The sequence below is a fragment of the Dyella amyloliquefaciens genome, assembly GCF_004296575.1.
GTDB lineage: Bacteria > Pseudomonadota > Gammaproteobacteria > Xanthomonadales > Rhodanobacteraceae > Dyella > Dyella amyloliquefaciens.
Map to the genome: position 1 here is coordinate 326,385 of NZ_SAYT01000007.1, position 17,192 is coordinate 343,576.

The 17,192-nt window shown below is 62.5% G+C and carries 14 protein-coding genes and 1 tRNA gene; all 15 read left to right on the forward strand.

What is annotated here, in order from left to right; translation table 11 throughout:
- Nucleotides 1-78: 78 nt before the first annotated feature.
- A complete protein-coding gene (gene ispH / locus EPB08_RS17480; protein ID WP_130620382.1) occupies nt 79-1,038 on the forward strand; it encodes a 4-hydroxy-3-methylbut-2-enyl diphosphate reductase in 960 nt (319 codons plus the stop codon).
- Nucleotides 1,039-1,083: 45 nt separating this feature from the next.
- Nucleotides 1,084-1,159 (forward strand) — tRNA-Thr (locus tag EPB08_RS17485).
- 324 nt (nt 1,160-1,483) lie between these two features.
- On the forward strand, nt 1,484-2,059 hold the full coding sequence (locus tag EPB08_RS17490; RefSeq protein WP_130620383.1) for a GspH/FimT family pseudopilin: 576 nt from the start codon (nt 1,484-1,486) through the stop codon (nt 2,057-2,059).
- Nucleotides 2,059-2,622 (forward strand): type IV pilus modification protein PilV, encoded by a 564-nt coding sequence (pilV, locus tag EPB08_RS17495; protein WP_229238395.1) that lies wholly within the window; start codon nt 2,059-2,061, stop codon nt 2,620-2,622. Before EPB08_RS17490 ends, pilV (EPB08_RS17495) begins: the two co-directional genes overlap by 1 nt.
- Complete coding sequence (locus EPB08_RS17500; RefSeq protein ID WP_130620384.1) at nt 2,619-3,575, forward strand: prepilin-type N-terminal cleavage/methylation domain-containing protein; 957 nt, start codon at nt 2,619-2,621, stop codon at nt 3,573-3,575. Before pilV (EPB08_RS17495) ends, EPB08_RS17500 begins: the two co-directional genes overlap by 4 nt.
- A gap of 1 nt (nt 3,576) precedes the next feature.
- Nucleotides 3,577-4,179 carry a pilus assembly PilX family protein gene (locus tag EPB08_RS17505; RefSeq protein ID WP_267873360.1) on the forward strand — a complete coding sequence of 201 codons (603 nt, stop codon included), beginning with the start codon at nt 3,577-3,579 and terminating at the stop codon, nt 4,177-4,179.
- Between the two features lie 67 nt (nt 4,180-4,246).
- Entirely contained in the window at nt 4,247-8,056 is a 3,810-nt protein-coding gene (locus EPB08_RS17510; protein ID WP_130620385.1) for a pilus assembly protein, read from the forward strand.
- 11 nt (nt 8,057-8,067) lie between these two features.
- Entirely contained in the window at nt 8,068-8,565 is a 498-nt protein-coding gene (locus EPB08_RS17515) for a type IV pilin protein (RefSeq protein ID WP_130620386.1), read from the forward strand.
- Nucleotides 8,566-8,830: 265 nt separating this feature from the next.
- Complete coding sequence (locus EPB08_RS17520) at nt 8,831-9,055, forward strand: hypothetical protein (protein WP_130620387.1); 225 nt, start codon at nt 8,831-8,833, stop codon at nt 9,053-9,055.
- A 723-nt stretch (nt 9,056-9,778) separates the two neighbouring features.
- A complete protein-coding gene (pilV, locus tag EPB08_RS17525; RefSeq protein WP_130620388.1) occupies nt 9,779-10,309 on the forward strand; it encodes a type IV pilus modification protein PilV in 531 nt (176 codons plus the stop codon).
- The gene (locus EPB08_RS17530) at nt 10,306-11,622 is read left to right on the forward strand and encodes a PilW family protein (RefSeq protein ID WP_130620389.1); all 1,317 of its coding nucleotides are present in this window, start codon (nt 10,306-10,308) and stop codon (nt 11,620-11,622) included. The genes pilV (EPB08_RS17525) and EPB08_RS17530 overlap by 4 nt, the downstream gene beginning before the upstream one ends.
- Nucleotides 11,623-11,721: 99 nt before the next feature.
- Nucleotides 11,722-12,306 carry a pilus assembly PilX family protein gene (locus tag EPB08_RS17535; RefSeq protein WP_205746384.1) on the forward strand — a complete coding sequence of 195 codons (585 nt, stop codon included), beginning with the start codon at nt 11,722-11,724 and terminating at the stop codon, nt 12,304-12,306.
- Between the two features lie 12 nt (nt 12,307-12,318).
- On the forward strand, nt 12,319-16,131 hold the full coding sequence (locus EPB08_RS17540; RefSeq protein ID WP_130620391.1) for a pilus assembly protein: 3,813 nt from the start codon (nt 12,319-12,321) through the stop codon (nt 16,129-16,131).
- 13 nt (nt 16,132-16,144) lie between these two features.
- Nucleotides 16,145-16,573: a type IV pilin protein gene (locus EPB08_RS17545; RefSeq protein WP_130620392.1), complete on the forward strand. Its 429-nt coding sequence runs from the start codon at nt 16,145-16,147 to the stop codon at nt 16,571-16,573.
- Complete coding sequence (locus EPB08_RS17550; protein ID WP_267873361.1) at nt 16,573-17,187, forward strand: GspH/FimT family pseudopilin; 615 nt, start codon at nt 16,573-16,575, stop codon at nt 17,185-17,187. The genes EPB08_RS17545 and EPB08_RS17550 overlap by 1 nt, the downstream gene beginning before the upstream one ends.
- Nucleotides 17,188-17,192 lie beyond the last annotated feature (5 nt).

Consider the following 17,192-nt stretch of genomic DNA (forward strand, 5'->3'; position numbering starts at 1 on the left):
ACGCCCCCTCACATGGGGTGAGGAGGGGCGTGCGATAATACGGGCCTGTGATTCGACCCTGCCGGGTCCGGAGTTTTCGTGGATATCCTGCTCGCCAATCCCCGCGGTTTTTGTGCCGGCGTCGATCGCGCCATCGCCATCGTCGAGCGTGCGCTCGAATCCTACGGCGCACCGATCTACGTGCGGCATGAAGTGGTGCACAACCGCTACGTGGTGGACAAGCTGCGCGCCGATGGCGCGGTTTTCGTCGAGGAACTCAGCGAAGTGCCTGACGGCGCCACGGTGATCTTCAGCGCCCACGGCGTTTCCAAGGCCGTACGCGAAGAAGCCGACCAGCGCGGTCTCAAGGTGTTCGACGCCACCTGTCCGCTGGTGACCAAGGTGCACATGGAGGTCGCCCGCCTCGGTCGCACCGGCCGTAGCGTGGTGCTGATCGGTCATGCCGGCCATCCGGAAGTGGAAGGCACCATGGGGCAGTGGAATCCCGCCAATCGCGGCGAAATCCTGCTGGTGGAATCGGTCGAGGATGTCGCCGAACTCGAACCCAGGTTCCCGCATGAGCTTTCCTACGTCACCCAGACCACGCTTTCGGTGGACGACACCAAGGCCATCATCGAGGCGTTGCGCACCAAGTTCACGGACATCGATGGTCCGCGCAAGGACGACATCTGCTACGCCACGCAGAATCGCCAGGATGCCGTGCGCCGCCTGGCGGATGCCGTCGACCTCATGCTCGTGGTGGGCTCCATCAACAGCTCCAACTCCAATCGCCTGCGCGAGCTGGCGGAGAAGCAGGGCGTGAGCGCCTATCTCATCGACGGTGCAGAGCACATCGAGCAGCGCTGGCTCGATGGCGTCACGCGCATCGGTCTGACCGCCGGCGCCTCCGCGCCCGAAAAACTAGTCAAGGACGTGATCGCGCGCCTGCAGTCCTGGGGCGCCGGCGCCGTCCGCGAGCTCGATGGTGAGCCCGAAACCATCACCTTCGCCCTGCCCAAGGAACTACGCATCGCCGGCAGCGCTTCTGCCAGCCTCTGACGTCTTGCGCGTCTTGTTTTGCGTACGTAGAATTAGCGGTTCCTCGCCGGAATAGCTCAGTTGGTAGAGCGGCGCATTCGTAATGCGTAGGTCGCAGGTTCGACTCCTGTTTCCGGCACCAGTCTTCAAAGAAACCCGCGCAAGCGGGTTTTTTTGTGCCTGTCGGAAGGGCACGGCACGGTGCGCCGGTCCGGGGGATATTGCGCTAATAATTGCGATTATTTTGCGTAAGTTATTGCTTTAATTAAATTTTGTCAGCTCAGAGAAAGCTATAACACGTTGATTTAGATGTTCATTACGTGTAGCTGTCGACCAAGTCACATAGTTCCGTAAATACATGCCGTTCGCCGGCCAGAATATACCGCTCATCGGCGTAAGACTTTACGTACATTTAAGTCCCCACTAGATTCGCCCCCGTGTCGAATTCTCAGGGGTGGGCAACGCGATGCAGCTTGTGCCTAAGGGGCGTCGTTCGCCGGGTGGGCGAACGAAGGGACGGGGTGTCACTCTCGTTGAGTTGATGGTCACGCTAGCGATAGCGGCCATCCTCCTCATGATTGCAGTGCCCAGCTTCCGCAATATCACCTTGTCCAACCGTCTCACCACGGCGGCCAATGAGGTCGTTGATGCGATCAACGCGGCAAGGGTCGAGGCGATCAAGCGCAACAACTACGTGCAGCTCTGTGGCAGTTCGGCGGCGCTCAACCAGAGCGATGTGGTCGGCACGGCTTGCGGCACCGACTCAGGTGCGGTGATGGCCCTGGGCGTGGACGACACCGGCAAGACCACCGCGGACCTCATCCAGAAGAGCCCCTCCGAAATCACCGCGCCACTCCAGCTGTCCGGCGATTTCGCTGCATTGCGTTTCAATCCGCAGGGCCTGGGAGCCAAGGCGGGCACTTCATCGCCCTACACCGGCCAGGTAGTGCTGATCTGCACTGCCGGTCTCAATACTGATAACGGTCGCCGCATTTCCATTGCCGCGGGCTCGATCGTTCAAGTCCAATCGGTGAACTGCTGATGATTCGCTTGAATATCGACAAGACGCGGTGGCATGGAGCTGCCGTGCAGGATGCCGATGGCTATCTGGACGAAGCCTTCAGCGAGGGAACGCAGCGCATGCCGCGCACCGGCACGTCCGCGCTTCAACGGGGCGTCGGCCTGATCGAAGTCCTGATCGCAGTGCTGATCCTGTCCGTGGCCTTCCTTGGCATTGCCGCATTGCAGGCGATGTCCCTGTCTGCGAACAACACCGCCATGGCTCGCAGCATGGCGACCATCGCCAGCTACTCGATCCTGGACGCGATGCGCGCCGACTACACGAATGCGACCGGCGGCGCCTACAACACCGATGCCGCGTTGAAGGCGAGCAGCTGTCCCACGGACACGAGCACGCTCGCCAATAGCCAGCGCGTGCAGTGGTGCGGCCTGCTGGGCGGCACCTTGGGTGTGGCCGAGACCACCACGGGGGCGATCAATTGCTCGTCGGTCGGCGACTGCACCATCACGATTACCTTCGTGGATGTCCGCCAGGGCGCGGACGGCAACAAGCAGCAGACGGTGACCACGAGGGCCATGCTATGAGCACGCGGCGCATGCAGGGCTTCACCCTGGTCGAATTGATGGTGGCCATGGTGCTCGGGCTGGTGGTGATCGGCGGTGTGGTGAGCGTGTTTCTCGCCAACCAGCAGGTCTACCGGACCAACAAGGCGATGAGCGACGTGCAAGGCAACTCGCGTATCGCGTTCGAGTTGATGGCAAGGGACGCGCGGACCGCCGGCCTTACGGGTTGCGGTAACGCCTCACGCATCGCCAACGTCGTCAACAACAACACGGCGGCGGCCAACTGGTTCGTCAACTGGACCGCGCCGGTCGCGGGCTACGCCGCAAGCCAGACGGATCCCGTGGCCGGTACTGACCGCACGGGTTCGGACTCTCTGGTGCTGCTCGGCGCCGAAGGCTCCGGTGTCAGTGTAAAGACGGACACCGCATCGAGCGCGACCATCGTGCTCAACGAGGCGAAAACCAGTCTGGCGGCGGGCGATTTCGTCGTCATCTGCGACCCCGATCATGCTGTCATCGCCCAATTGTCCGGCGTTTCGGGCAGCACGCTGACGCATGCAAAGACGGGTACGCCGGGTAACTGCACGCTGGACCTGAGCTACCCGACCGTATGCGCCAGCTCCAACACTTATACGTTCAGCGCCAACGCCCTGGTCGCCCGGCTCACCGCCAGCAGCTGGTATGTGGGAACCAATGCAGTCAACGGCTCCTCGCTTTTTCGCAAGTCGTTGGGCCCGGGTGGCACGCTTTCGACCGATGAAATGGTGCGTGACGTGAGCGCGATGAGCCTGCAGTACCACCAGAGCGGGGATGTCGCCTTCGTCACCGCCGACAACGTCACCAACTGGCCTTCCGTGGATGCGCTGCAGATCACCCTGACCACGATCAGCGTGGACCAGCGCGCGGGTGTCAACGCGGCACCGATCTCACGCACGTTCACCTCCACCACCACGCTCCGCAACCGAGTCCAGTGACATGACGCGCTCCCTCCAATCGGCTGCCGTGGTTCGCCGGCAGTGCCATCGCAGGCCGAACATGGTTCAGCAGCGCGGTGTCGCGCTGGTCGTGGCATTGATTCTCCTCGTGGTAGTCACGCTGGTGGGATTCGCTGCCGTGCGAGGCACGCTGATGCAGCAGAAGATGTCGGCGAATCTCTACGACCGACAGATCGCCTTCCAGAATGCCGAAGCGGCCATGCGCGTCGCGCAGCAGCGGATTGGCGTCGAAACAGGCGATATCGCGCGCAATTGCCAGGCCGGTGGCGTGGTGTGTCCCGCCAATCCGTTCACCGATACGGCCGCAAAGATCATGCCGGTATCCAGTGGTACCGGCAGTGGTCTCTACACCGTCGACGGGCTGGCAACGGGGCAGCCGGAGTACATCGTCGAGAACATGGGCACCTGGCAAGACCCCGACTCAAGCACGGGCTACAACCAGAGTGCCAACGCGCACAACTACGGCGCGCAAGGCTTATCTACGACGGTGAACTATTACCGCGTTACGGCACGCAGTGGCGCCCCGACGGCGGCGCAAGGCCGCGCCGTCGTCACCCTGCAAGCCATGATCAAGCAGCACTGAGCTGATGCCAGACGCGCTTGCACGGCAACCCGTATTCCATGCCAAACCCACTGACGGCTTCCAAACCATGACTACGTCGACCCGAAAGCGCACATTGACGGTACGTTTCCTCGGCCGACTGGCGTGCACCGCCCTGTTGGTGTGTGGCCTGGGGGGCGTCAGCGAATCATCGCTCGCGGCGGTAACGGTTGACTCCGGCCCGCTCATCCAGCAGCCGTCCGTGCCACCCAATATCGTGCTGATGCTCGACGACTCCGGGTCCATGGCATGGGACGTCATGCCGGATTACGGCTCCCTGAGTGCCACCACCGCAGACGCCCTGGTCAGCTCCAGCGTCAATGGCGTCTATTACAACCCGCAAACGACGTATTCACCGCCGCCCCTGGCCAACCCTGCGGCCACCCCGAACGCGTACCCCGATGCCAGCTTCGTCAGCGCCTGGATCAATGGTTTCAAGCAGTCCGCAGGCACGGTCAATCTGTCTCGCTACGATGGTTCCTCCGATTCGAGCAAGAATGGCGCGAATTCCAGCAGCCTCGCCTACAGCAAGAGCTACTCGAACACCAGCAATACCTATTCGCCGACCATGGTCTGCAACTCCGGTGACACGGGACCGCTCACCAGCGGCAGCAAGATCGGGCAGTGCCAGAAGACGGGTAGTGGCGGCACGATTTCCTACTACGCGCCCACGGCAACCTGCGACAGCGGTAGCACGTACACGTCAAGCACCAAGCTCTGCAAGCAAAGCCCGGTAAGTCTGTTCACCTATACGGTGAAGAGCGGCAGCTCCTATACGCGCTATTACATCGCCAGCCACACCGGCGATTGCGCCGCCGCGGGCGTGAGCACGAGCGTCTGCAGTGAAAAACCGTCGGACCAGCAAAACGCCGCCAACTGGTTCTCGTACTATCACACCCGCATCCTGATGGCCCAAAGCGGGCTGATGAACGCGTTTGTCGGACTCAACAGCAACTACCGCGTCGGTTTCGGCTCGATCGACGGTGGCGGCAGCGGCAATTCCAACTACAAGAACCTGCCCGGTGGTTCCAGTCCGCCCAAGGTGTCTGATGGTGCGAATTCAACGTTGTATCCGTATACCGATACGTACAACAGCGGCACCAATTACATCGCGTTGGTGAAGCCCTTTGGTGATGGCTCCCAATCCAACGACCAGAAGTCGCTGTTCTGGAACTGGGTGTCCAAAGTGCAGGCATCGGGTGGCACGCCTTTGCGCCAGGCCCTGAATGCCGTTGGCAGTTACTACACGCAGGACCAGCCGTGGTCCACGATGTCGACCGACCCCGTGGTGATCACCACGCCTGAGCTGGCCTGCCGCCAGTCCTACACGATTCTCACCACTGACGGCTTCTGGAACGAGAGCAACTCCCCGGGAGTGGGCAACTTCGACGGAACCAGCGCAACCTCGGCTATCACCGGGCCGAACCAGCAGAGCTACACCTATACGGCCAAGGCGCCTTATAGCGACAGCCAGCCCAATACGCTGGCTGACGTGGCCATGAAATATTGGGCCACCGACCTGCGCAAGAACACCCTCAACGAAGTCCCGATCAACTCGGAGGACAAGGCGTTCTGGCAGCACATGGTGACCTTCACCATGGGATTGGGCTTCACGCCTTCCGGCATTACACCGGCCACCACCACGCCTTCAGGCGACCAGATCGCCGATATTTTCACCTGGGCCAATGGCACCAGTACGCCCACCTGGGCGAAGGATTTCAGCTGGCCGGTTCCTGCAGCCGACAACATCAACAACATCGCCGACCTCGCGCACGCCGCCGTGAACGGGCATGGTGGGTTCTATTCGGCTACCAGCCCGACAGCATTCACCAATGGCCTGGCCGAAGCGCTCAAGCGCGCGACGGAACGTACCGGTACGGGTTCCAGCCTGGCAGCGAATTCCACGCAGCTGCAGTCGGGCACCTTTGCCTACCAGGCGACCTACCACACCTCCCTGTGGACGGGCGACCTGATGGCTTACCAGATCGATTCCACGACAGGCACATTCGCGCTCAACCCGAACTGGACGGCCTCGCAGATGCTGCCCGTTGCAGCGAGCCGCAACATCTATACCTATAACCCGAGCAGCCAGGCCTATCTGGCGTTCCAGATGAACGGCACGACCCTGCCGGCACTGTCGACGGGCCAGTTGACTGCACTGGGTTCCAGCGCGAGCGCGCAGACCGACATGATCAATTACCTGCGCGGGGACCAGTCGAAGGAAGTCAGCCAGAAGAACGGTGTCTACCGCACCCGCGCCACGCCGATCGGCGACATCGTGAACTCCCAGCCGGTCTATGTCGGTGCGCCCACCGCTAACCAGTTTCTCGGTGAATCGTTCTCGGCCGTGAGCAGCTATTCGACCTATGCCACGGGTGCGGCCGCCAATCGTGCGGGAACCCTCTACGTGGCGGCGAACGACGGTTATCTGCACGCGTTCAATGCCTCCACGGGTGTCGAGAGCTACGCCTATCTTCCTGGCGCGGTCATTACCGGCGGCAGCGCGACGGGCATCGTCGATCTCTCCAACAAGAACTACGGTGCCGACAGCCTGCCGCACCAGTTCTTCAACGATGGCGAACTGACCGTGGCCGACGTCTATGTCGGCAAAGCCTGGAAGACGGTACTGGTGGGAACGACCGGCCGTGGCCTGGCCAGGGCGGTGTATGCCCTGGATGTCACCGATCCGACGAAGATCAAGTTCCTGTGGGAGCGTTCCGCCGCTGACTCGTCGGCCACCTGGCCCGACGACAATAGCAAGTACATCGGGCAGATGACCGGCAAGCCGGTGGTCGCGCAGGTCGCCGACGGAACCTGGGCCGTACTGATCGGCAACGGCTACAACAGTGCTGCGGGTAAATCCGCGCTCCTGCAGTTTGCCCTCGCCGACGGGGCCCTGAGCGTCTACACGACGACGGATACAACGGGTCTTGCCGCTCCCGCCGTCTGGATGAACTCGCCCACGACCGGCATCAGCACCGTGGCGTATGCCGGTGATCTCAACGGTAATGTCTGGTCGTTCGACCTGACCGGCGGATCCAGCGCGGGGACGCTGCTGTTCACCGCAACCGACAGCAGCAAGAAGCGGCAGCCGATAACCGCGGGCATGCTGGTGGGCAAGAACTCCAATGGCGATGTCTGGTTGTTCTTCGGCACCGGCAAGTACCTCACCCACGCCGACCTGTCGGATACGAGCACGCAGACCTGGTATGGCCTGATCGTTTCGACGCCGAGCAGCAGCAACACGGCCATCTCGGCGCAGACCGACAAGACGCGCGCATCGCTGGTGCAGCGCTACATCACCTCGGAGACGGCGGCCGTCACGAAGACATTGGCAGATGGCTCCACCCAGACGACCTCGGCTGGCCGTACGGTCACGACGACGGCAGACGCCGCTTCGATGACGGGCCTCTCCGGTTGGTTCATGGACCTGCAGCAACCCTCAAGCAGCGGCACGGGTAGCACCAAGACAACCACGTACAAGCAGCAGGGCGAACGCATGGTGACGCCCAACCAGTTCCAGGGAAGCTACCTGCTCGGCACCACACGCATCCCCAATTCGGACGACGCGTGCAACCCGTCGGGTACCGGTTGGGTAATGGCAGTAGACCCGTTCACTGGCACCAATCCGCAGACGAACTTCTTCGATCTCAACGGTGACGGCAAGGTCAATTCGTCCGACGGCGTCAACGGCACGCCTTCGGCCGGCATCGGCTTCAGCTCCTTGCCGAACAACCCAATCTTTACCGGCGGCACGATGTTGACGAGTTTCGACAACGGTAGCCACAGCAGCATTCAGACCTCGGGCGGCGGCACCAACAAGACGCGCGTGTCGTGGCGTGAGCTGATCGCACAGTGAAGGAGCGTTACATGAGCAAGTGCATTGCGCAGGTCGGCCAGCACCCGAAGGTCCCGGCGCAGTCCGGTCGGGCCGAGCGGTTGCGACGCATGAAAAGCGCCGGCTTCACGCTGATCGAAATGATGATCGTCGTGGCCATCGTCGCCATTCTGGCCTCCATTGCCATCGCGTCGTATTCCAAGCAAGTGGTGAAGGGCAATCGCGTGGCTGCCGAAGGCTGCCTGGCGCAGGCCGCCAACTATATGGAGCGTTACTACGCGACGTACATGCGTTATGACCAGGCTGGCAACAGCGCCACGGCTGCGGGCAACAGCCTGCCCACGCTCGATTGCATGACGGTGGCGCAGACGGGCAACAACTACGAGTATTCGTTGCCCGTGCTCAAGACAACGAGCTACCAGATCCAGGCCAAACCCATCAATGCGCAGCAGAAGCGCGATACCGTCTGTGGCAGCCTGACGCTTGATCAGGCCGGCACGCGGGGACCGGTTACCGCTGGCTGCTGGTGAGCCGGGCCATGTCCGGGCGAGCCGTCCTGTACGATTCGCCCGACGCTCCCGCAAGAAACTGAGGGCGGATCGAACATCCCTGCGTAGCGGCGATGTCGGTTTCTGGCCGGCAGCCGCCTGTTCTACCTGCGCTCGCATGCCGCCGCTTACTTGCCCGGCGCGGTCCCGCGCCATGCCAGGTCCGCGATCTGCCGAATGGCTGACTTGCAGCCCTCATGCGTGAGGCAGACGATGGGCCCGACCAGGGGGAAAGGTGTGACGTGGCATGCCATCGTTCTCCTTCGACTTCCGAGGGGCGCAAGTCCGCATCTCGTACGAGAGCGGCATCCATGGTGACGCGATCTGGATCGCGACCATGACGGAGGGTAATTGCGTTCGAAGTATCGATGGCGCCACCTACGTCGAAGACTGGCCGCCCTCACTCATCGAAACCGCCATCGAAGCCTCGGTCATGCGAGGACTGGAATGGGTTTCGCAATCCGACCGTTAGCCATGCCCCGGTACCGGGGCGACCTGCGGGGGAGGACCTCGTATATGGCAGCCTTCACGGGAACGCACGACGGATATTCCTACAGTGCCGACTGGAGCCGCGCTGACGGCGACCACATCAGGTGGGACGCAGTGGTGCACACCTCTGCCGGCAACTGGTGTGGACACCCAAACGGAACAGTGATGTCCCGGGAGTCAAGCGATACCGGCTGCGAGGCACGCGTTCGACTCGCCGTCGAGACGGCGATCGAGAAGGGCGAGAATCTCGGGCATCACTCGCCTGGCTAGTCGATGTCGACGCCATCACTCGCGATGGTAGACGTCTGCGGTAGGGGCGCATCGCAAGACTTCGCTTTGCTGTAAAGGAGTCCGCTCCATCGAAGTGGCTTGTGCCTCGCGGCGATTCCGCGAGAGCCAGATTGCTGGTGGAAAAGAAGAAGAACTCGATCACCATCTGCCAGGCACACGAGATGGTTCTTCGCAATCACGCCTTCTCTGCGGGCACGTGTAAGCCGACAGCTTCAACATTTGTCGGAAATCGCGAGCGCTCGTGTCGTAGAACGCCAGTGAGGCGTGGCAATGCACCACAGCGCTATGACGCTTACCGGTGCTGGCGCCATGGCGCTTGCCATTCATCCGCCTTTTCACGCCTTTCGTCGGGACTCCGGCGCGATAAGGAAAAACGAATCCTAGAGTTTGTTCCTGTCTGAAGGGAGCAGCGGTCATGGATGGCCAGTATGTCCAGCGCGGCGTGTCGCTGATCGAAGTACTCGTGGCGGTGTTTGTCTTTGCGTTCGGCCTGGTAGGCCTGGCCGGCATGATGGTGATGTCCGCGCGCTCCAACCAGTCGGCCTACCTGCGCACGCAGGTCGCATTTCTGGCCAACAACATGGCCGATCGCATGCGCGCAAATCCCATTGGCGTCTGGAGCGGGAACTACAACAGCGACGCTTATCCCATCGGCACGGGAGCGACGTCGTGCGACACGCGCACGCCATGCGCGCCCGCCGCGGTGGCGACGCGTGACCAGGTGCTGTGGAGTCGCTTGCTCGACAGCCAGTTGCCTGGCGCGAGCGCGCGCATCCAATGCAGGGGCATGGGCTCGCTCAGCTACAACCCCTCCGCCCAGATCGGCATGCGGCCTCCTTACGGCGGTCATTGCACGATGACGGTTTCGTGGATTGAACAAAAAGCCGGCGACCATCAGAACGCTGACGCGGCGGGTCAGACGTTCGCCTGGGTATTCCAGCCATGACGCGCAAGATGCATTGGCGAAAGACGGTCGGCCTCTCGCTGGTCGAACTGATGGTGGCCATGGCGCTTGGCCTGCTGGTGGCGGCGGGCATCGTGAGCATTTTCCTTTCGACATCGGCCAGCAGTCGTGCACAGAACCAGCTGGCGCAGGTGCAGGAAGAGGGGCGCTATGCGGTGGGGCGTATTGTTGACGATCTCCGCATGGCCAATGCGCAGTACTGCACGTCGACGGGCGGCGTTGCATCGCAGGCAGGTAGCGGCGTTTATCTGGATGGCCTTCGTGCACCGGTGGTTTATGCGAGAAACCTGCTGGGCGCCTTGAACGCGGGCGACCTCACCACGCGGTGGGGATCCGTGTCGGGAAGCAATACCTATCCGGCGACACCCATGGAACCCTATTCGCTGCCGTCGTTCCTATGGATGCGCGGATACGATTGCGACGGTGCGACGTGCAAGCCGATCAATCCGCCTACGACCGTGGTGCCTTCAATGGGCCAGTCGCCCGATAGCCGTGTCATCGGCACGAGCGTGCTCACGTTGCGTTACGTGGATGGCTCGCGAGGCTGGGCGCTGGGTGGAAGCAGCTATGTCGTGAGCGAGCCATCCGGGAGCATCGTTTCCATTCACCTCGCCCCGGCCAGTGGTGAGCCACCGCTGACGGAGCTCAAGGCGGGCGATCTCGCGATGCTGTCCGACTGCTCGGGTGGACAGGTCTTTGCCGTCAGCGGCAATGCTGATCTGGTGCCCGAACCCACGCTCAACTTCACCGCTCCGGTGGCGCGCCCCGCCCAGGCTGCACCGCGGCTGTTCGACTTCAATACCGATTTCCTCACGGTGACCTATTTCGTGAAGGTGGTCTCCAATGACGATGGCACGACGACCGGGGCCTTGATGCGAAAGGACCGCAATGGAAGCCAGGAGATGGTTCGCGGTGTGGAGCGGCTCGATTTCCTGTATGGCATTGAAGACAGCAACGGTCACACCCGTTACCTCTCGGCAGAGGAGGTGGACAGCAATGGAAGCGGAGCGATCGCTTGTCCGCCTGCTGCGCCGCTTCCGTTGGAGCGCGACCCGGGATGCCTGTGGCGTGCGGTGAAGAGCATCGAGGTGCGCCTGCTCGTAGCAGCGGACAAGCCTCTCTACACGCTTACCCCGCAGGAGCAGATGTACGCGTACCAACTCGATGGCATCGCGACGCCCGCCGCACCCGATGCGCAGGGGCGGCGGATCACGCCGATGGCGCAAGGCTTCGCCAAGCAGAAAGTCAGGCGCGAATTCATCGCGCTGGTTTCCGTGCGCAACTACAACCCTTGAGCTGGGCACATCGCTGATGGGGTTTCTGGACAGGACAGCATGCTGATGCATCACACGTTTCGTCGAAGAGTGACAGGCCGCCGGGGTGAGCAGGGGGCCGTGCTCGTTGTCGCCTTGGTCTTCCTCATGTTGATCACGTTGCTGAGCATTGCCGCGGCCAGTCACTCGCTGCTCCAGCAGCGTATGGCCGGCGGGCTCCGCGATGCGCAGCAGGCGGAGATGGGGGCCGAAGCAGCGCTGCGCGGTGCCGAGTGGCGGTTGTGGACGGCAAGCGCCACCTCATCGGCGCTGAGGTGCGGAAGTGCCGTGCTCACGGACTGCTATCTCAACGATCCGCTCACCGGTCCGGTCGAAGCGGTGAAAGTCTTTCGTACAAGCGCTGGCTGGGTGTCCGCATACGGCACCGAATACAACGCAGGCAGTGGCGGCGTCGACTTTACCAGTCCCGCGTCGCAGGCAGGCAACGCCGCGCTGGCGCGCAATCCGCGCTACCTCATCGAAGACCTGGGCCCGGAATTGCCTCCGGATACGGGCATTCAGCATGAGTCGGGTGCGAGTGGTGCGGGGAGCGTCGGCTATACGTCGACGTCGCGTCACGTCTATCGAATCACGGCGCGCTCGACCGGCGGAAACGCAAACACCGTCCGCGTGTTCGAGAGCACGTTCTCAGCCAAGGGCGATTAGAAGGAGCTGCCCATGCGTTCAATGATGGTGCCAGGGTTGGCGCTGATGGTTGTATTAGGCGGCGCTGCGATGACGTCGGCGGTACATGCCGGGACGGTGGATTTGTCGGCGACGCCCCCGGAGCTCACACCGGCGGTGGCGCCCAATATCGTCCTGACCTACGACGACTCCAACAGCATGAAGAAGACATTCGTGCCCGGGTACCTGGGGGACGGAGAGACGGCCTACGGCGCGTATTCCGGCTACATCACCGATCCGATCAGCGGTGCGCGCATCTGCGGCTGGTATAGCGCCGATGCAACCAAGGTCGTTCATCCCTGGAATTTTTCGCCGGCGGTTAACACGATCTACTACGACGAGAGCCAGACCTACGTTGCTCCGAAGAAGTCGGACGGCACGCCCATGGATCCGGGGAGTTTCACCGCCGCATGGGAAGACGGGGTTGCCGCCAATACGGGTGGAAGCAAGGCTGTGCGCAATCTGCTGACGAGTTACGCCATCTACTGGTGGGGCGGCAACACGATCGAGCCTGAGACGATCTATCCGGCGAGCAAGAGTCATCCTGCCTCGATGCAATGCAAGGTGGCAGACGGCTACATGCCGTTCCCATTCGCTGACCCCGATGGTGGCAATGCCCGCGCTTTTTTCTACCGCTTCCTGGGGAATCCCGCGAGCAGGCGCGATCTGTTCGATCCCACCAAGTACGTGGCCGTCGACGTGTCCACGCTGAGCGATGCGCAGAAGAAGAATTTCACGATCTGGTACGGGTTCTATCGCACGCGTAACCAGGCTGCACGCTCGGCGCTCGCGCGCGCCTTTGACAGCGTGCCGAGGACCATCCGTGTGCAGTGGCAGCGACTGAGTGAGGGACTATTGAGCAACTCGGCGATCATCCGGCCGCTGTCCGACGAGACGCAATTCAAGGCACTGATGGACTTCGTGCTTGCCAGTCAGCCCAACGGCGGGACGCCGACGCGCGGCGCCATGACCAGGGTGGCCAACTATTTCGGTCCGTCCAACGCAAAAATGTCCGAGACCAACCCTTACTTTGACGCGGCGTCCGGCAAGGAGCTGAGCTGTCGCCGCAATTACAGCCTATTGGTCACGGATGGCGGCTGGAACCAGGATTCCGGATTCACCTCGAGCTGGGTGGACTCGACGGGGTCGGGTGGTTCCGTACACGTGGCAGCGAATCCCGACCAGACAGCCATCACGTTGCCCGACGGCCGCAGATACGACCCACGTAGTGCGGCTGCGACGATATTTGGTGGCGGGCCTTCGCAACACAATCTCTCGGGATTTGCCGACGTTGCCTTCCACTACTGGGCAACAGATCTGCGTCCCGACCTTAAGAACGACGTGGTGCCATACCTGCCGGACAGGACAACAGGTGTCACCGGCACGACGATCTCGACGCCCATAGGCAGCGATCCCAAGTCGCTGCCCGATGAGGTCTATTTCAATCCCGCCAACGATCCGGCCACCTGGCAGCACCTGGTGCAGTTCGTGGTGACCTTCGGCCTGGACGGTGAACTCAGTGTTCCTGATGACCTTACCGATCTGCGCAAGGGACTGAAGACCTGGTCCGATTGGGCAACGCTGCCAAACGACGAACTTTTGGATATGCCGGCAAAGACTGACGACACCTGGCATGCCGCCATCAACAGTCGTGGCGATTTGTTCAACGCCAACAATCCGCAACAGCTGATCGATCAGATCCGGCAGGTCATCAACAGTATCGTCGCAAGGAGCGGTGCATCGACCGCAGGCGCGATAAGCAGCACGGTGCTCGGCACGGATGCCGCCTACTTCCGGACCGGTTTCAGCAGCGATGACTGGAGCGGCGTGGTGCAGGCGGTGCGCGTGGATGAATCGGGCAACCTCGGCGGATCCCTATGGAGCGCCTCTGACCTTCTGGAGGCTCGTGCCGGTACCACGGACAATCGCATCATCCTCACCAGCACGGCCCCTGGCGCCGGTCATGGGGCCGCATTCCGAGGGACCGACGTACTCGATGCCATTCGCTCGGTCGATCCCGCGTTTGCCACTGACTCCACCGGCAGCGAACGACTGGACTGGATCCGCGGCGTCCGGGCCAAGGAGGGGATAACGTTCCGTCAGCGCAGTTCCGTGCTCGGCGCGGTGGTCAATGCGCAGGCTGCCTACGTCGCATATCCCGCCAGCGGTTATCGCGATGCCTTTCCTTCCAGACCCGGCCATCCTGAAGAAAGAGCGCCGGAAATGGCCGTTGGGCCCGATGGTCGCTTGCTGCACAGCTACGAGCAGTTCGTCGCCGATCACCTCAAACGTGCCCCGACGCTCTATGTCGGTGCCAACGACGGCATGTTGCATGCTTTCGATGCCACCGCTGCGGGTACCGATCCTGCGTCTGTCGATGTCGCGCCGCATCCCGGTGCGGAGCGTTGGGCCTATGTGCCCTATGCCGTCTATGGAGGGTTGCGCGGGCTGAGTGCGCTGACCCATTTCCAGTACGCGCCGACAGTGGATGGCACGCCCGTGGTTCGCGACGTGTACTTCAGCTCAGGCAGTCGTGTGGGATGGCACACCCTGCTTGTCGCCGGCGTTCGCCTGGGCGGGCGTGGCGTCTATGCCTTGGATATCACCGAGCCGGGAGCGGTGGAGGTTGGAAGCACGCGTGGCTCACCAGGTCCCGCGGACAAGGTGTTGTGGGAGTTTCACCATACGTCCACCAGTGAAACGGGGGACGCTTCCAACCTGGGATATACCTTCGGCCGTCCGAACATAGGGCGCCTGGCCAATGGGAAATGGGTCGTGCTGGTGCCAAGCGGCTATTTTCCCGCAGACAGCACGGCGCCGGCGGCGTCCAATAAGTTCAGCTCGCTGTTCGTGCTCGACGCCCAGACCGGCACGCTGCTGAGGGAGCTGCGCACGCCCGTCACCGTGGCCGGCAAAAGCATCGCCAGCGACGGGCTCACCACGCCCGTGCTCGGCGACTACCAGGGCGATCAGGTGGATGACGTGGCGTTTGCCGGCGACCTGCAGGGCAACGTCTGGCGGTTCGACCTGAGCGACGAGGATCCATCACGCTGGAGCGTGGATCTGCTGTTCCAGCCAGCCGTGCCGGGGCAACGCCCGATTACGGTGATGCCGCGGCTGTTTCCCGATCCGGCCACGCGCAATTTCGTCGTGGTGTTCGGTACCGGAAAGTACCTCGGCAGCAGCGACAACGTCATCGACGGGGCGACGAAGGTGCAGGCTGTATATGGCATCCGGGATCCCGGCACGACAGGAGCCGCAGCGGTGATCGAGGGAGTCACGCCGCTGGTGCAGCAGGTGCTCTATGAAAAGGGCGATGTGCGCGGCCTGACCAGGCACGCGATGCCACTGACCAATTCGGCGGGTAATGCCGTGGGAGGTTGGTATTTCCTGCTGCAGATCGCGGGTAGCGACGGCAAGCAGACCAATCCGGGCGAGCGCGTCGTCGTGGACGCCACGGCGCTGTTCGACAGCAATCGTGCCATTGTCACGACGCTCATTCCGCAGAAGAGCGATCCCTGCAATCCCGCCACGCAGGGCGCCGTGCTTGTAGTGGATGCGGCCACCGGTGGCGCCGCCAGTGGCATCGACTTTGGCGCCGTCGGTGGCTGGGATTCGGGTTACGCACAAGCAGGAGCGCGCATTACCAATGCTCCGACTGGCGGTTCGTTACCTGCCGCCATCAGCGTGGGCGGAGGGAAGGTTTATCTGCCGGGCATTACCTTGTCCGCTGACGGAAGCGCGTTCTCCGTGGGCGACGCCATCTGGCGTCGCCGCTCGTGGCGCGCGCTCATCAACAATCAATGACAGGGAGCAAGTCATGAACCGCTTGCGCGGCTTTACGCTGATCGAACTCATGGTGGTGGTGGCCATCGTGGCGATACTTGCCGCGATCGCGATACCGTCGTACAGCCGTTACACGTATCGCGCACGCCGTGCCGAAGGACAGGCGCTGCTCATGCACATCGCCAACGCGCAGGAGCGTTACTACGCCGTCCAGCATCGCTATGGCGATCTCGTGGCGATCGGTTACGCGTCGACAGCATCCGCACTCTCCGAGTCGGGGCACTACCTGGCGCAAGTCACCTTGCAGGACACGAACGGCGAGGGGCAGGCCTATGTCGCTACGGCAACAGGGCAGGGCATGCAGGGCGCGGATGTGTGTGGTGCGTTGTCCATCGACAACACCGGTACCCGGTTGCCCGGGGCATCCGATGCATCGCGAAATTCCAATGGGCGTTGCTGGTGATGCCGACGCGAAGTGACAAGAGACGGACGCGAGGCGTCACGCTGGTGGAACTCATCATCACGCTGGCTGTACTGGTAGTGCTGGCGACGATCGCGGCTCCGAGCTTCCGCGACCTCTGGCTTCGCCATCAAGTCAACGGAGCCGCCAATGCCTTGTGGGCAGACCTCACCTATGCGCGTTACGAAGCCGTGCAGCGGGCGTCCTTTGTCTCGCTCTGCCCGAGCAGCACCGGTGAGGATTGTTCGGACGATGCGTCCTACGCCGATGGCTGGATCGTCTACGCCTATGCGGCAGGCACGAAAGGGGCGAATCGCTCTTATGCCGAAGGAGTACAAGACTTCACTCTGCTTCGGCATACCGTGCCATCCGGGGCGATGGTGGCGAATGCCGCCGATGCCGGGGTCGTAACCTTCGGTCAGCAAGGACACTTCAAGTCGACATCGGAGCGCGGCACCCTGTCATGGTGGTTGTGTGCACGGGCCGACCGCGGCGATCCGCTGCAAGGCGAGGCGACACAAGGCGTGCCCGGCGTGGAACTCACCATGGCCGGTTCCGGCAGCTTGCAACGACAGCGCCTGGCGGTTGGCGCGAGTTGCGTGCCGCCCCATCCCTGATCGGG

Bases quoted from the DNA above. Each gene is read 5' to 3' on its own strand.
- EPB08_RS17490 (WP_130620383.1), top strand. From the start codon at position 1,484: ATGCAGCTTGTGCCTAAGGGGCGTCGTTCGCCGGGTGGGCGAACGAAG.
- pilV (WP_229238395.1), top strand. From the start codon at position 2,059: ATGATTCGCTTGAATATCGACAAGACGCGGTGGCATGGAGCTGCCGTG.
- EPB08_RS17500 (WP_130620384.1), top strand. From the start codon at position 2,619: ATGAGCACGCGGCGCATGCAGGGCTTCACCCTGGTCGAATTGATGGTG.
- EPB08_RS17505 (WP_267873360.1), top strand. From the start codon at position 3,577: ATGACGCGCTCCCTCCAATCGGCTGCCGTGGTTCGCCGGCAGTGCCAT.
- EPB08_RS17510 (WP_130620385.1), top strand. From the start codon at position 4,247: ATGACTACGTCGACCCGAAAGCGCACATTGACGGTACGTTTCCTCGGC.
- EPB08_RS17515 (WP_130620386.1), top strand. From the start codon at position 8,068: ATGAGCAAGTGCATTGCGCAGGTCGGCCAGCACCCGAAGGTCCCGGCG.
- EPB08_RS17520 (WP_130620387.1), top strand. From the start codon at position 8,831: ATGCCATCGTTCTCCTTCGACTTCCGAGGGGCGCAAGTCCGCATCTCG.
- pilV (WP_130620388.1), top strand. From the start codon at position 9,779: ATGGATGGCCAGTATGTCCAGCGCGGCGTGTCGCTGATCGAAGTACTC.
- EPB08_RS17530 (WP_130620389.1), top strand. From the start codon at position 10,306: ATGACGCGCAAGATGCATTGGCGAAAGACGGTCGGCCTCTCGCTGGTC.
- EPB08_RS17540 (WP_130620391.1), top strand. From the start codon at position 12,319: ATGCGTTCAATGATGGTGCCAGGGTTGGCGCTGATGGTTGTATTAGGC.
- EPB08_RS17545 (WP_130620392.1), top strand. From the start codon at position 16,145: ATGAACCGCTTGCGCGGCTTTACGCTGATCGAACTCATGGTGGTGGTG.
- EPB08_RS17550 (WP_267873361.1), top strand. From the start codon at position 16,573: ATGCCGACGCGAAGTGACAAGAGACGGACGCGAGGCGTCACGCTGGTG.